At 32.3% G+C, this 13,578-nt stretch carries 13 protein-coding genes and 3 tRNA genes; 14 read left to right on the forward strand and 2 right to left on the reverse strand.

From position 1 onward, the window contains the following. Positions 1 to 360 carry a DUF2200 domain-containing protein gene (locus tag N5D90_RS05185; RefSeq protein ID WP_280061798.1) on the reverse strand — a complete coding sequence of 120 codons (360 nt, stop codon included), beginning with the start codon at positions 358 to 360 and terminating at the stop codon, positions 1 to 3. A 100-nt stretch (positions 361 to 460) separates the two neighbouring features. On the opposite strand from N5D90_RS05185, the gene N5D90_RS05190 reads away from it, so the two are divergent. The 6 genes from N5D90_RS05190 (at position 461) to N5D90_RS05215 (ending at position 8,072) form a co-directional block, all read left to right on the forward strand. Further along, the gene (locus tag N5D90_RS05190) at positions 461 to 1,450 is read left to right on the forward strand and encodes a hypothetical protein (RefSeq protein WP_280061799.1); all 990 of its coding nucleotides are present in this window, start codon (positions 461 to 463) and stop codon (positions 1,448 to 1,450) included. Beyond that, positions 1,447 to 4,011 (forward strand): hypothetical protein, encoded by a 2,565-nt coding sequence (locus N5D90_RS05195; RefSeq protein WP_280061800.1) that lies wholly within the window; start codon positions 1,447 to 1,449, stop codon positions 4,009 to 4,011. The genes N5D90_RS05190 and N5D90_RS05195 overlap by 4 nt, the downstream gene beginning before the upstream one ends. 66 nt (positions 4,012 to 4,077) lie before the next feature. Continuing rightward, on the forward strand, positions 4,078 to 4,797 hold the full coding sequence (locus tag N5D90_RS05200; protein ID WP_280061801.1) for a DUF1003 domain-containing protein: 720 nt from the start codon (positions 4,078 to 4,080) through the stop codon (positions 4,795 to 4,797). A gap of 113 nt (positions 4,798 to 4,910) precedes the next feature. After that, the gene (gene pruA, locus N5D90_RS05205; protein ID WP_221853982.1) at positions 4,911 to 6,539 is read left to right on the forward strand and encodes an L-glutamate gamma-semialdehyde dehydrogenase; all 1,629 of its coding nucleotides are present in this window, start codon (positions 4,911 to 4,913) and stop codon (positions 6,537 to 6,539) included. A gap of 58 nt (positions 6,540 to 6,597) precedes the next feature. Then, positions 6,598 to 7,527 carry a cation diffusion facilitator family transporter gene (locus tag N5D90_RS05210; protein WP_114998851.1) on the forward strand — a complete coding sequence of 310 codons (930 nt, stop codon included), beginning with the start codon at positions 6,598 to 6,600 and terminating at the stop codon, positions 7,525 to 7,527. Between the two features lie 11 nt (positions 7,528 to 7,538). Further along, entirely contained in the window at positions 7,539 to 8,072 is a 534-nt protein-coding gene (locus tag N5D90_RS05215; protein WP_280061802.1) for a hypothetical protein, read from the forward strand. Between the two features lie 75 nt (positions 8,073 to 8,147). Here the strand turns inward: N5D90_RS05215 and N5D90_RS05220 are convergent, their stop codons facing one another. Then, positions 8,148 to 8,792: an OmpW family protein gene (locus tag N5D90_RS05220; RefSeq protein WP_280061803.1), complete on the reverse strand. Its 645-nt coding sequence runs from the start codon at positions 8,790 to 8,792 to the stop codon at positions 8,148 to 8,150. A 240-nt stretch (positions 8,793 to 9,032) separates the two neighbouring features. On the opposite strand from N5D90_RS05220, the gene N5D90_RS05225 reads away from it, so the two are divergent. The 8 genes from N5D90_RS05225 to tuf all read left to right on the forward strand — a co-directional run bounded on the left by N5D90_RS05225 (position 9,033) and on the right by tuf (position 13,560). Next, positions 9,033 to 10,175 carry an acyl-CoA dehydrogenase family protein gene (locus tag N5D90_RS05225; protein ID WP_038331167.1) on the forward strand — a complete coding sequence of 381 codons (1,143 nt, stop codon included), beginning with the start codon at positions 9,033 to 9,035 and terminating at the stop codon, positions 10,173 to 10,175. Positions 10,176 to 10,243: 68 nt separating this feature from the next. Next, a complete protein-coding gene (rpsU, locus tag N5D90_RS05230; RefSeq protein WP_038331168.1) occupies positions 10,244 to 10,438 on the forward strand; it encodes a 30S ribosomal protein S21 in 195 nt (64 codons plus the stop codon). Between the two features lie 82 nt (positions 10,439 to 10,520). Beyond that, positions 10,521 to 11,420 (forward strand): tyrosine-type recombinase/integrase, encoded by a 900-nt coding sequence (locus N5D90_RS05235; RefSeq protein ID WP_280061804.1) that lies wholly within the window; start codon positions 10,521 to 10,523, stop codon positions 11,418 to 11,420. A gap of 2 nt (positions 11,421 to 11,422) precedes the next feature. Beyond that, positions 11,423 to 11,722, forward strand: coding sequence for a ribosome hibernation-promoting factor, HPF/YfiA family (gene hpf, locus N5D90_RS05240; RefSeq protein ID WP_038331066.1), 300 nt, complete (start codon positions 11,423 to 11,425; stop codon positions 11,720 to 11,722). A gap of 130 nt (positions 11,723 to 11,852) precedes the next feature. Next, positions 11,853 to 11,926 (forward strand) — tRNA-Thr (locus N5D90_RS05245). A 34-nt stretch (positions 11,927 to 11,960) separates the two neighbouring features. Further along, positions 11,961 to 12,041: transfer RNA gene (locus tag N5D90_RS05250), tRNA-Tyr, on the forward strand. Between the two features lie 73 nt (positions 12,042 to 12,114). Next, a tRNA-Gly gene (locus N5D90_RS05255) sits at positions 12,115 to 12,187 on the forward strand. Between the two features lie 185 nt (positions 12,188 to 12,372). Next, complete coding sequence (tuf, locus tag N5D90_RS05260) at positions 12,373 to 13,560, forward strand: elongation factor Tu (protein WP_038331067.1); 1,188 nt, start codon at positions 12,373 to 12,375, stop codon at positions 13,558 to 13,560. Positions 13,561 to 13,578 lie beyond the last annotated feature (18 nt).

Here is a 13,578-nt window from a genome sequence, read left to right on the forward strand (position 1 = left end):
CTAACTTCTCAAAATCTTTTCCATCGTTTTTCCTTTGGCTAATTCATCGATTAATTTATCTAAATATCGAATTTTTTGCATCAATGGATTTTCAATTTCTTCCACACGATAACCACAAATCACACCTTTTATTTTAGCCGCATTTGGATTAAAATTTGGCGCATTTTCAAAAAAATCTTGAAAGTTGGTTTTATTGGTTAAAATTTCTTCCAAATCTTTTTCGGTATAACCCGTCAACCAAAAAATAATTTCGTCAACTTCCTTTTTTATTCGGTTTTTCTTTTCTGCTTTCGTGATATAATATGGATAAACGCTCGCAAAAGACATTTCAATTACACGCTGAAAATTTTTATCATTCATTTTTCAAGAATATTATGAAATATAAATTTCGACAATTAATTTGATAAAATCTCACTATTTTCATCGATTGTGCTTTGTAGATTTTGAGTTAAATTTGAGTATGAAATTTTTATTCAGATTTTTAATCCTATTTACGATAATTAGTTTGGTTGGATGTACTTCCGAAACCAAAAAATCGCCGATTGATTTTTATTATTGGCGAAGTAATTATTCGGTGAACGAAACAGAAAAAAAAGCGGTTGATTCGTTGAAAGTGGAAAATGTTTACGTTCGATTTTTTGATGTGGATAAAAAGTTGAATAAAATTTCTCCGGTTGGAATTATTCAGAATTTTGATGCAACAAAGCTCAATGTCAATTATATTCCGACGGTTTTTATTACCAATCAAACTTTTCTGAATACATCCAAAGATCAAGTCAAAATTTTAGCAAAAGATGTCTATAATTTTTTGAGTGAAACGGCTGAAAGAGGAAATCTGAAAAATTTCAATGAAATTCAGATAGATTGTGATTGGACAAAATCTACACGCGAAAATTATTTTATGTTTTTGTCAGAATTGAAACATATTTCGGGCAAAAAACTTTCGGCAACTTTGCGTTTGCATCAAGTCAAATTTAAAGAACAAGAAGGTGTTCCGCCTTTGGATAAAATGGTTTTGATGTGTTATGCAACCGAAAATCCAACTGATCAATCTGAAAATAATTCGATTTTAGATTTGAAAATAGCGAAAGATTACTTGAAGAATTTAAACGATTATCCAATCAAATTAGATGTTGCTTTGCCCATTTATTCGTGGGCAATTTTGACAAATCATCAAGGAAGAATAAAATTAATCAATTCCTTTTCGGAGCAAGATTTGATAGGAAAACCTGTAAAGAAAATTAGAAATGGTTTTTATGAAGTGGAAGATGATTTTTTTGTTCGAAATTTTTATGTGAGCAAAGGTTTTACAATAAAAGTTGAAATGATTTTTCCCGAATTATTAGTTGAAACAAAGTCATTTATCGATACAAAATTATCTTACAATTATCACTTGATTTATTATCATTTAGACTCAAAATTTTTGAAAAAAATACCAACACAATTATGAAAAAAATAGTACTTACTTTATGCTTAACTTTTGGTTTGACCAAAGCATTTGCGTGTGCTGATGGAGGTGGAGAAGATTATTATTACTACAATCTTTTTTCGCAAACATTAAGTGAAGCGCCTCAATATCAGCCATTTTTGATGACGTTGGATAATCCATATTATACGATGGATGTAAATCAAAAGAATGAAAATATTTTGGATTGGCAAAAAACGTTGGCAATTAGCTATCAGCAAGCATTTGAGTTGGTTTTTAAAGCATCGAAACAAGAAATTGATTTGATGGTGAAGAATGGAAAATCGTCGAATTCGAACTATAATTTTGCGACAACAGATTGGGTAAAAAAGAATAAACAAAGTTTACTTTATCTGTCGTATGCTAAGTATTTAGAGCCTTACATGGCTTTTTATTACATCGATAATGGTGAATGGTCGTATGTCGATCGTCCAGAAAAAAATGTCAATAATCTAAATTATAAAAAAGTTCTTGAGGTTCTAAAGAAAAGTTGGAATGCAGAAACGGACAAAGAATTAAAAATTCGTTATGGTTATCAATTGGTGCGTTTTGCGCATTATTTCCACGAATATAAAGATGCCATCAATTATTTTAATATGTATGTGGCGTCACAAGGACTCAAAAATTCGATGTACTATTATGCATTAGATCAAAAAGGTGGAGCGGAGCGTGCGCTTGGAAACTATATTCAGGCGAATTATGACTTTTTCGAAGTTTTTTCTCATTCAAATGATCGAAAAATGAGTGCTTATCAATCCATGCGCGTGACTGAAGATTTGAATTATGAGAAAATGTTAGCCAATGCCAAAACGATTCAAGAGAAAAATGATTTGTATTTATTAATTGGTTACAATGATTTTTCGAATCCGTTGGCGCCTGCGAAAAAAATTATTGCGAATGATGTGAATGCGCCACAAGCAAGAATTTTATTTGCACGTTCTATCAATTTAATTGAGCGCGAATATTTGCAACAAAATCCTGAAGATTATTATTGGGATTCGTCGCAAGTGCGAAAAAAATACACGGATTTGTATTTACCTGTAAAAGCGAATAACGATTATTATGGAAGTTCTGATGAAAATTCGAAAGATGAAATTCAGATTAATGAATTAATTTCTTTGGCAAAATCGCAAGCAACAAAAGCTAATGACAAAGAATATTGGAATTTATCGGTGGCATATCTTAATTTATTGAACAAAAATTTTGCAGAAACAAAAACGTATTTAGCCAAAGTAAATTCAACTTCGAAAGAATTTCAACAACAGAAAAAAGTGATTGAAATTTTATTAGAGATTTTCGAACAAAAGAAAATTTCAGATAGTTTTGAAAATCAATTGATGCAAAAATATGCGTCGATTTTGAATTATGAATATCCAAAATTACCAGAAGATGTGTATGATTATTCGGATGAAGATGATCAAAAAATGAACTTGAAAAATGTGATTTTAGATGTTTTGGCAAATCGATATTTTCTGCAAGGTGACAAAGGAAAAGCATTTTTAATTCATAATGAAATTACACAATTAGGTACAAATCCAGATTGGGCAATTATCAATGATTTGGATAAATTGGATAAAAAATCGAATAAATCTGCTTTTGAGAAATATTTAATTAATGCAAAAGTAAAATCGAGTTCATGGGATTGGAGAACAGAAAAATCGACGAATATTCAATTCAAATTATCTGATTATTTAGCCGATTTCAAAGGAACATTGTATTTAGGTGAAATGAAATTTGATTTGGCGAAGAAAGAATTTGAGAAAATAGATCAAAAATATCATACCTCAGAAAGTGCTTATTTTGTTTATGATTACGATTATACAACAGAAAAAGAAAGCAAAACTTGGGTAGAAAATCAGTTTGATGGCTATCATAATATTCCGAATAAAATTTTTGGCTATAATAAGATTGAATGTTTTAATTGTGACGAAAATCAAGTGATCGCAACACCATATTTGAATGAATTCAAATTTATCAAACCAAAAATGTCAAAATTAGAATTGACAAATGCGATGATTGAATTGAATAAAATAGCAAAGAAAAATACCGAAGAAGCTGCGAAAGCAAATTATTTGTTGGGAAATTTCTTTTATAATACGACGACTTTGGGCTATTATCGTTATTTGTTGACATTTGATCGAAACAATGATAATGGACCAAAATTTAATAATTATGGAGATCAATATGAAGCAACAAGCAACTTCTTTTACAAAAGTTTTGGTTGGGGAGGAAATTACGTAGATAATTTTACGCCTTCAGAAAATTATTTGAAAAAAGCATTTGATTCGACAAAAGACAAAGAAATGAAAGCGCAAATTTTGTTTGCATTGTCGAAAAATGAACAAGGAAGATTTTATAATGCAAAAGATCCTGTGTTGAAACGTTTGTACGAAAATGAATATGATAACGAAGATAAAATTTTAGCGTTTAAAGTGGCAAATTATCGTTCTAATTTTAAAAATTTGAAACAATATTCGGACACGAAAACCTATCAAGAAATAAAATCAAATTGTAAATATTTCGATTATTACACGAATAACTTTTAATAATTAAAACGCTTCTAATTTTAGGAGCGTTTTTTGTTATTTGATTTTTGACTAAAATAGATTATTATGAAATGTTTTGTAACTCAAAAACCAATTAATCGCTACGAAGCTGTAAAAGGAAAAGAAATTCAGCAAGAGATTTTTAAATTGATTGAGCAAGATTATCCAGCAATTACCGAAGAAGATTATGTTTCTATAAAAGTATTGAACAAATATCGTCGTCAATTTTTTGCAAATTTGATTTCGCAAGAAAAAGGTGAAATGGAAAAATTGGATCAAGATGTAGTGGAAGCGATTCGTGATAATTCTATTCTTTCCGAAAATATAAAAGAAAATACAACAAAACCATTGACAACAGGCGATAGAATCGCAGATAAAGTAGCATCTTTTGGTGGAAGTTGGACATTTATTATTTCTTTTTTTATTTTCTTATTGGCTTGGATGTTTCTTAATTTTTGGATGTTGCACAACAAAGGTTTTGATCCCTATCCATTTATTTTACTCAATTTGATTTTGTCTTGTTTAGCAGCAATACAAGCACCAATTATTATGATGAGTCAAAATCGTCAAGAAGATAAAGATCGTGATAGAGCCGAACATGATTATAAGATTAACTTGAAAGCTGAATTGGAAATAAAATTATTAAGTGAAAAAATAGATCATTTATTGGTTCATCAGAATAAGAAATTATTAGAAATACAGGAAATGCAGATTCAGTATTTAGAAAATATCGAAAATCAAATTCTTCATACAAAAGATAAAAAAGAAAATAAAAAGGAAGAATAATGGATAATTTTATGTCTAAAGTGATAAAAGACTTAATTATCTGAACTGAAACATTTCCATTTATTTTTCTTAAATTTGAACTTTGAAAAGTATAAACAAACAAAATAATCAAAATGTCAAAATCATTTGCTCAAATTCCTCACGCTGTTAACGAAGAGGTAAAATCATATGCTCCTGGTACGCCAGAGCGTGCGCAATTATTAGACGCATACAAAAAAATGTTTAACGAGGTAACAGAAGTTCCTCAATACATCGGTTCTGAAGAAATTTTTTCAGGAAATAAAAAAGAAATTCGTCCTCCACATGATCACCAAAAAGTTGTTGGTTATTTCCACGAAGGTACGCAAGCAGATGTTGTAAAAGCTATTGATACAGCTTTGGCAGCGAAAGAAGCTTGGGTTGCAATGCCTTGGGAAGATAGAGCGGCAATTTTCTTGAAAGCTGCAGATTTGATTGCTGGTCCTTACCGTGCAAAAATAAATGCTGCAACAATGATTGGTCAATCTAAAAATGCAATGCAAGCAGAAATTGATTCAGCTTGTGAGTTAATTGACTTTTTACGTTTCAATGTACAATACATGACAGAAATTTATGCAGATCAACCAATTTCTTCTCCAGGAATTTGGAATCGTGTAGATTATCGTCCATTAGAAGGATTTACTTTCGCAATTACTCCATTCAATTTTACTGCAATCGCTGGTAACTTACCATCTTGTATGGCTTTGATGGGGAATGTTGTTGTTTGGAAACCTTCTGATAAACAAACTTTAGCTGCTAAAGTAACAATGGAAGTGTTCAAAAAAGCTGGTTTACCAGATGGTGTAATCAACATGATCTTAACTGATGGAGCAGAAACTGCAAAAACAGTTTTAGAACACAAAGATTTCGCAGGTTTACACTTCACAGGTTCTACAAAAGTTTTCAATACTTTATGGAAACAAATTGGAGATAATATCAATAATTACAGAACTTATCCACGTATCGTAGGAGAAACAGGAGGAAAAGATTTCGTAATGGTTCATAAATCTGCTTGTCCAACAGAAGTTGCTGTAGGATTAGTTCGTGGAGCATTCGAATACCAAGGACAAAAATGTTCTGCTGCTTCTCGTGCTTACATTCCATCTAACTTATGGAACGAAGTTGAGAAACAAATGAAAGAAATGTTAGCAACTGTTACATTAGGATCTCCAGAGGATTTCTCTAATTTCATGACAGCTGTTATTGATAAAAACTCTTTCGAAAAATCTAAAGCATATATTGATCGTGCACAAGCATCTTCAGAAGCTGAAGTTGTAATTGGTGGTACTTATGATGATTCAGTTGGATATTTTGTTCAACCAACAGTTATCAAAGCAACGAATCCTAAATATGAATCAATGGTAGAAGAAATCTTCGGACCTGTATTATCAGTTTATGTTTATGATGAAAATGAATTCGAAGCAACTTTAAAATTAGTTGACGAAACTTCTGCTTACGCATTAACAGGATCAATCTTCGCGAAAGATCGTGCTGCTGTAGAATTAGCTGCTAAAGCATTGAAAAATGCTTGTGGAAACTTCTACATCAACGACAAACCAACAGGTGCAGTTGTAGGACAACAACCATTTGGTGGGGCACGTGCTTCTGGTACAAATGATAAAGCAGGTTCTGCAATGAACTTGTTACGTTGGACTTCTGTTCAAACAATCAAAGAAACATTTGTTCCTGCAAAAGATTATAAATACCCATTCTTAGAAAAATAATATTTTCGAGATATAAAATTAGAATAAGCCTTACATTTGTAGGGCTTATTTTTTTGGTATGAATGATAATTCGGAAAAAGCAATCAAAGCTTCGATTTTTAGTATAGTAGGAAACGCTTCTTTGGCTGGAATTAAGTTTTTGGCTGGTTATTTTGGGAATTCTTACGCACTTATTGCAGATGCTATCGAGTCTTCGGCAGATGTTTTTTCTTCTATATTTGTTTTCTTTGGACTAAAATATTCTGCAAAACCTGCAGATGAAAATCATCCTTACGGACACGGAAAAGCAGAAGCGTTAATCACATTTTTAGTGGTTACTTTCCTTATTGTTTCTGCGATTATCATTGCAAAAGAAAGTATTACCAATATTATTACACCGCATCATCAACCCAAACCATTTACATTGTTAGTTCTTGGAGGAATTATTTTATTCAAAGAGTTATCGTTTCAGTATGTAATGCGAAAAAGTGTAGAAACAAATAGTTCTTCTCTAAAAGCAGATGCTTGGCATCATCGTTCGGATGCAATTACATCATTAATGGCGTTTATCGGAATTTCGATTTCGTTGGTAATGGGACCAGGTTGGGAGGCAGCAGATGATGTTGCGGCGCTTTTTGCTTCAAGTTTTATTTTATACAATGCGTACAAAATCCTTCGACCTGCGTTGGGAGAAATTATGGATGAGCAATTGTACGAAAATGAAATTGAACAAATTAGAGAAATCGCTTCGCATGTTCCGGGTGTTATGGCGACTGAAAAGTGTAATGTACGTAAAAATGGAATGAATTATTATGTGGATTTACATGCAATAGTCGATGGAACGATTTCGGTAGTGGAAGGACATAAAATTAGTCATGATCTGAAAGATGCTGTACAAGCTAAAATGCCACAAGTAAAAGATGTATTAGTGCATATAGAGCCTACTTTTGTTTCGGTTCGAGAATATTTTCGAACAAATCACATCGAAGATAAAAGAGTGGAAGAGTAAAATTTTATCTTATGAAATATTTTGGAATTTGCATTGTTTTGTTTTCATTTTTCTGTTGTAATCCATCAGTTTCAGAGAATAATGCTTTAAGTGAAACAAATTATGGTAAGATTGATGATTCTGATTTAAAATTCAAATTTGGAGATATTATTTTGTTTGAGGATACTAATATTAAAGCGGTTGTGATTGATATTTTTAAAGAGGATAATATAATTTTCTACGGAATATCTTTTATGATGAATGATAATATTTTTGGAAGAAGAATTCCAGAAGGTTTTGAAGGTAATTGCATTGATTTAATCGATATTTTATATGTAAATGAAAATTATCTCGCAAACAAAAAAGTTTCTGTAATAAAGCAAGAAAATTTAAATTTTAAGAAAATAGGAATTGGGGCTTATGGTTACATTAAAAGTTATGAAGAAATTCTAAGTGATTATAAAAAGGGAATTGAAATTCGAAAACTAGAACAAACTCCTTGTGCAAATTTGACTGAATTGAAACCTATTTATGAGCAATATTTTGATATAAATCAATTTAAATAAAAAAAGAGAAGCAATTGCTTCTCTTTTTGATTTTTCCCTTCGTTTAAAAATCATAATATATAATAAAAGGTCGAGTTAGAATAGTTTGAAACCAATACCTGTACTGATTAACCAAGGATTAAGATCAACATCTGCTGGTACATAAACTTGTTGATCCAAAGCTGCACCAACTGTAACATCTGTATTCAAGTATAATTTTTTGACATCTACGTTCCAATACAATTTATCATTGATTTTGTAATCAAATCCGAATTGAAATCCGAAACCTACATTGTTTTTGTAATCTACACTTGTTACAGCTGCATTTCTCCCTTTTCCTTGCCCTTGATCGTAGAAAATTGTATAATTAATTCCTGCACCAACATAAGGTTTTAGGTTTTTGGTTGGATATAAATGATATTGCACATTAAGAGTTGGAGGCAACAACATTACTCGTCCCAAATCTAAATTACCTAATGCAGTATTTACCGCAACAACTTCGTGTTTAGATGTTCCTAAAATTAATTCGGCTGCGATATTTTTTGTAATATAATATGTAAAGTCGATTTCTGGAATAAGGTTATTCGTCACTGCGACATTTCCACCTATTGCTTCTATTTTAGCATCTTCCATAGGAACTACACCAGTTGCTCTTACACGCATATGCAATTCACCAGCTTCTTGTCCAAATGAATTTATCGATGCCAAAATTGCTCCTACTATTAATAGTCCTTTTTTCATAATGTTTTATTTTATTTCTAAGAACAAAACTCAGATTAATTTATCCGAATTAAAATGTCAAATATCATTTCCGAAAATGACTTTAAACATTTGTTATTTTTCAGGATAGTATTAACTTAAACACGCTGATAGTCAATTATTTTTAATGAATAAAAATAATCGTAAAAGAAAAACTTTTCACTTAATAGAAATTTATTACTTTTGGAGGAAAGTCATAAAAAAACAAAAAAACTCAAAAAAATGGATTTCTTAGAAAATGAAAATTTATCATTAATCGCGCAATCGGCAAGAGATTTCGCAAAACAATACATTCAACCGAATATAATGGAGTGGGATGAAGCTCAAACTTTTCCAGTTGAAGTTTTCAAAGAACTTGGAAAAATGGGATTCATGGGAATCGTTGTTCCAGAAGAATATGGTGGAAGTGGTTTGTCTTATGACGAATATGTATCAATTGTAGATGAAATTTCGCAAGTTGATCCTTCTATCGGTTTATCTGTAGCAGCACATAATTCACTTTGTACAAATCATATTTTAGAATTCGGTAACGAAGAACAAAAACAACGTTGGTTACCAAAATTAGCAACAGCAGAATGGATTGGTGCTTGGGGATTAACAGAGCATAATACAGGTTCTGATGCAGGAGGAATGTCTACAACAGCTGTAAAAGATGGTGACGAATGGGTAATTAATGGAGCGAAAAACTTTATTACGCATGCAATTTCTGGTGATGTTGCGGTTGTGATGACAAGAACAGGAGAGAAAGGAGCAAAAAATAACGCGACGGCTTTTGTGATCGAGAAAGGAACGCCAGGTTTTACTTCTGGTAAAAAAGAAAATAAATTAGGAATGCGCGCTTCGGAAACGGCAGAGTTAATCTTCGATAATGTACGTGTTTCGGATGCAAATCGTTTAGGGAACGTAGGTGATGGTTTCAAGCAAGCGCTTAAGATTTTAGATGGTGGTCGTATTTCGATTGCAGCTTTATCTTTAGGAATCGCGAAAGGAGCGTACAAAGCAGCGTTGAAATATGCGCAAGAACGTCATCAGTTTGGAACTGCAATTGCAAATTTCCAAGCAATTAACTTCAAATTGGCTGAAATGATTACAGAAATCGAAGCTTCAGAATTATTAATTCGTAAAGCATCTTATTTAAAAAATCATAAAAAACCAATGACGACAGAAGGTGCAATGGCAAAATATTATGCATCGGAAGCGTGTGTTAAAATCTCGAATGAAGCGGTTCAAATATTTGGTGGATACGGATATACAAAAGATTTTCCAGTAGAGAAATTCTACCGCGATTCTAAGCTTTGTACAATTGGTGAAGGGACAACGGAGATCCAAAAATTAGTGATTGGAAGAAATATTTTGAAAGATTAATACAAAACGATTTGTTTAATTACTAAAGAGTTGTATATTTGCCATCTCAAAAAGAAATAGATAAAATTATGTTGATTATACCAGTAAAAGACGGAGAGTCAATCGAAAGAGCTCTAAAAAAATACAAAAGAAAATTTGATAAAACAGGTGTTGTACGTCAGTTAAGAGCACGTCAACAATTTACAAAACCTTCTGTTACAAATAGAATTAAGATGAGTAGAGCAATCTACAAACAAGCCTTAATCGAAAAGGAGGAAGCATAAATTGCCGTTTTAAACGATATAAAGAAATTAATTTCTGTTGACCTATTTATTAAAGTTGTAACTTTGATGAATAGGTTTTTTTATGGAATTTATTCAACTATTCTTAGATTATTTAGCGCTCGAGAAAAACTATTCTACGCTAACAATCACAAGCTACAAAAGAGATTTGGACGATTTTGTTGAGTTCTATCAACAAGAAGAAAATTCGTCGGAAATACAACTTGCAACAAAAAATCATATTCGTGCATTTGTGATGCATTTATCAGAATTAGAAAAGTCTGAGAAAACGGTTAATCGCAAATTAAGCGCTTTACGGACGTTTTATAAATATCTGATCAAAGAAAATCATCTTACCATTAATCCAATCGAACAAATTCATTCACTGAAACAAAATAAACAAGTTTTGGTGCCATTTACAGAAGCAGAACTGAATGATTTGTTGAATAATGATGAGTTTTTCCCAGACACGTTCGAAGGTTTACGTGATCGATTAATGATTGATGTAATGTACCAAACAGGAATTCGACGTGCCGAATTAATTGGTTTAAAAGAAAATGATATCGATCCGAATACACTTTCTATAAAAGTTCTTGGAAAAAGAAATAAAGAACGCATAATTCCTATTTCGACCTTTCTGTTAGAGGATTTGGTGAATTATAATACCAGAAAACATAACGAAATTACCTTACAATGTACAAATGTTTTTGTAACAGAAAAAGGAAAACCTTTGTACGATAATCTTGTTTATTCGAAAGTAAAATACTATCTTAGTCTTATAAGTGTAAAACATAAAAAAAGTCCTCATATGTTGAGGCATTCATTCGCGACCCATATGTTAGATTCCGGAGCAGATCTGAATGCGGTAAAAGATATCTTAGGGCATTCAAGTTTGTCATCGACTCAAATTTATACACATGGGAGTATAGAAAATTTAAAAAAAGTGTTTAACAAAGCTCACCCGCGTGAGAACAAAAATGAGTAATTATGACAATTAACTTTCAAGCAGTAAACTTCAATACTAAACCAGGTTTAGAGGAGTATTTAGAGAAAAAATTAGAAAAATTAGAAACTTTGTCAGACAAAATCATTGCAGCGAATGTTTCTTTTAAGTTAGAGAATACTGCAGAAAAAAATAATAAGACAGTTGATATTAAGTTAGAAGTACCAGGAGATGACATTGTTGTGAGTAAAACAGGGCAGTCTTTTGAGGAATGTATTGATTTGGCGGTAGATACATTAAAAAAATTAATTATCAGAAAAAAAGAAAAAATTAGCGAAAGATAAAAAATAACGAATTGACTAAAAAAAGAACCTAAAAATTTGGTTAATTCAAAAAACAACGTAAATTTGCAGTCCGTTAAACAAACATATTTAACGGACTGTTCTTTTAAATAACGATTTTAAAAACAAAAATGCCGATGTAGCTCAGCTGGCTAGAGCAGCTGATTTGTAATCAGCAGGTCGTGGGTTCGAGTCCCTCTATCGGCTCAAAGTTTTTAGAAGAACAAAAAAAAAGTAAGGCGGGGAGATACTCAAGCGGCCAACGAGGACGGACTGTAAATCCGTTGGGTAACCTTCGCAGGTTCGAATCCTGCTCTCCCCACAAACTTAATTTTTAAAATTTTTTGTGGTTTAGGATTTAATCTTTAAATTTGCAAAGCTTTTTAGAAGTGAATGCGGGAATAGCTCAATTGGTAGAGCGTCAGCCTTCCAAGCTGAATGTTGCGGGTTCGAGTCCCGTTTCCCGCTCAAATTCTGGTTCGTCCAGTATAGTTAATCTTTTAAGTAGTTGTTGAAACTCATTTAAACCAAGGTTAACGCGAGTCAAAAATTAATATCTTTATATAAATCAAAAAGTGTATTTTTACACTTGAAAATAATTTAAAGTTATTTTTTTAATTTAAGTATAACAATAGAAATTAATAAAAAGTAAAATGGCAAAGGAAACTTTCAACCGTAATAAGCCGCACTTAAATATTGGTACTATTGGTCACGTTGACCACGGTAAAACAACTTTGACTGCAGCGATTACTAAAGTATTAGCTGATGCTGGTTATTCAGAAGCAAAAGCTTTCGATCAAATCGATAATGCTCCAGAAGAAAAAGAGCGTGGTATTACAATTAATACATCTCACGTAGAGTATGAAACTGCTAACCGTCACTACGCACACGTTGACTGTCCAGGTCACGCGGATTACGTAAAAAACATGGTTACAGGAGCTGCTCAAATGGATGGTGGTATCTTAGTAGTAGCTGCTACTGATGGTCCAATGCCTCAAACTCGTGAGCACATCTTATTATGTCGCCAAGTAAACGTTCCTCGTATCGTTGTTTTCTTAAACAAAGTTGATATGGTTGACGATGCTGAGTTATTAGAGTTAGTAGAAATGGAAGTAAGAGATTTATTATCTTCTTACGAATATGACGGAGATAACACTCCAGTTATCCAAGGATCTGCTTTAGGTGCATTAAACGGTGAGCCTCAATGGGTTGAAACTGTATTGAACTTAATGAACAATGTTGATGAGTGGATCGAGCAACCAGTTCGTGATCAAGATAAACCATTCTTAATGCCAGTAGAGGATGTATTCTCTATTACAGGTCGTGGTACTGTTGCTACAGGACGTATCGAGGCTGGTGTAATCAACTCTGGGGATCCAGTTGACATCGTTGGTATGGGAGAAGAAAAATTAACTTCTACTGTAACAGGTGTTGAAATGTTCCGTAAAATCTTAGATAGAGGGGAAGCTGGTGATAACGTAGGTTTATTATTACGTGGTGTTGATAAAACTGACATCCGTCGTGGTATGGTTATCGCGAAACAAGGATCTGTTAAACCACACAAAAAATTCAAAGCTGAGGTTTATATCTTAACTAAAGAAGAAGGTGGTCGTCACACTCCATTCCACAACCGTTACCGTCCACAGTTCTACGTACGTACAACTGACGTAACAGGGGAAATCAACTTACCAGAAGGAGTTGAGATGGTTTTACCAGGAGATAACTTAACTATTACAGTTGAATTATTACAACCAATCGCATTAAACGAAGGTTTACGTTTCGCAATCCGTGAAGGTGGACGTACAGTTGGTGCTGGTCAGGTAACTGAAATTTTAGACTAATTAGTCAAAATATAATAT

Source organism: Empedobacter sp. GD03797, assembly GCF_029842105.1.
Lineage (GTDB): Bacteria > Bacteroidota > Bacteroidia > Flavobacteriales > Weeksellaceae > Empedobacter > Empedobacter falsenii_C.

Coding starts and splice junctions, on each gene's coding strand:
- N5D90_RS05225 (WP_038331167.1), top strand. CDS start 9,033: ATGGATTTCTTAGAAAATGAAAATTTATCATTAATCGCGCAATCGGCA.
- rpsU (WP_038331168.1), top strand. CDS start 10,244: ATGTTGATTATACCAGTAAAAGACGGAGAGTCAATCGAAAGAGCTCTA.
- N5D90_RS05210 (WP_114998851.1), top strand. CDS start 6,598: ATGAATGATAATTCGGAAAAAGCAATCAAAGCTTCGATTTTTAGTATA.
- N5D90_RS05215 (WP_280061802.1), top strand. CDS start 7,539: ATGAAATATTTTGGAATTTGCATTGTTTTGTTTTCATTTTTCTGTTGT.
- N5D90_RS05190 (WP_280061799.1), top strand. CDS start 461: ATGAAATTTTTATTCAGATTTTTAATCCTATTTACGATAATTAGTTTG.
- N5D90_RS05185 (WP_280061798.1), bottom strand. CDS start 360: ATGAATGATAAAAATTTTCAGCGTGTAATTGAAATGTCTTTTGCGAGC.
- hpf (WP_038331066.1), top strand. CDS start 11,423: ATGACAATTAACTTTCAAGCAGTAAACTTCAATACTAAACCAGGTTTA.
- pruA (WP_221853982.1), top strand. CDS start 4,911: ATGTCAAAATCATTTGCTCAAATTCCTCACGCTGTTAACGAAGAGGTA.
- tuf (WP_038331067.1), top strand. CDS start 12,373: ATGGCAAAGGAAACTTTCAACCGTAATAAGCCGCACTTAAATATTGGT.
- N5D90_RS05200 (WP_280061801.1), top strand. CDS start 4,078: ATGAAATGTTTTGTAACTCAAAAACCAATTAATCGCTACGAAGCTGTA.
- N5D90_RS05235 (WP_280061804.1), top strand. CDS start 10,521: ATGGAATTTATTCAACTATTCTTAGATTATTTAGCGCTCGAGAAAAAC.
- N5D90_RS05195 (WP_280061800.1), top strand. CDS start 1,447: ATGAAAAAAATAGTACTTACTTTATGCTTAACTTTTGGTTTGACCAAA.
- N5D90_RS05220 (WP_280061803.1), bottom strand. CDS start 8,792: ATGAAAAAAGGACTATTAATAGTAGGAGCAATTTTGGCATCGATAAAT.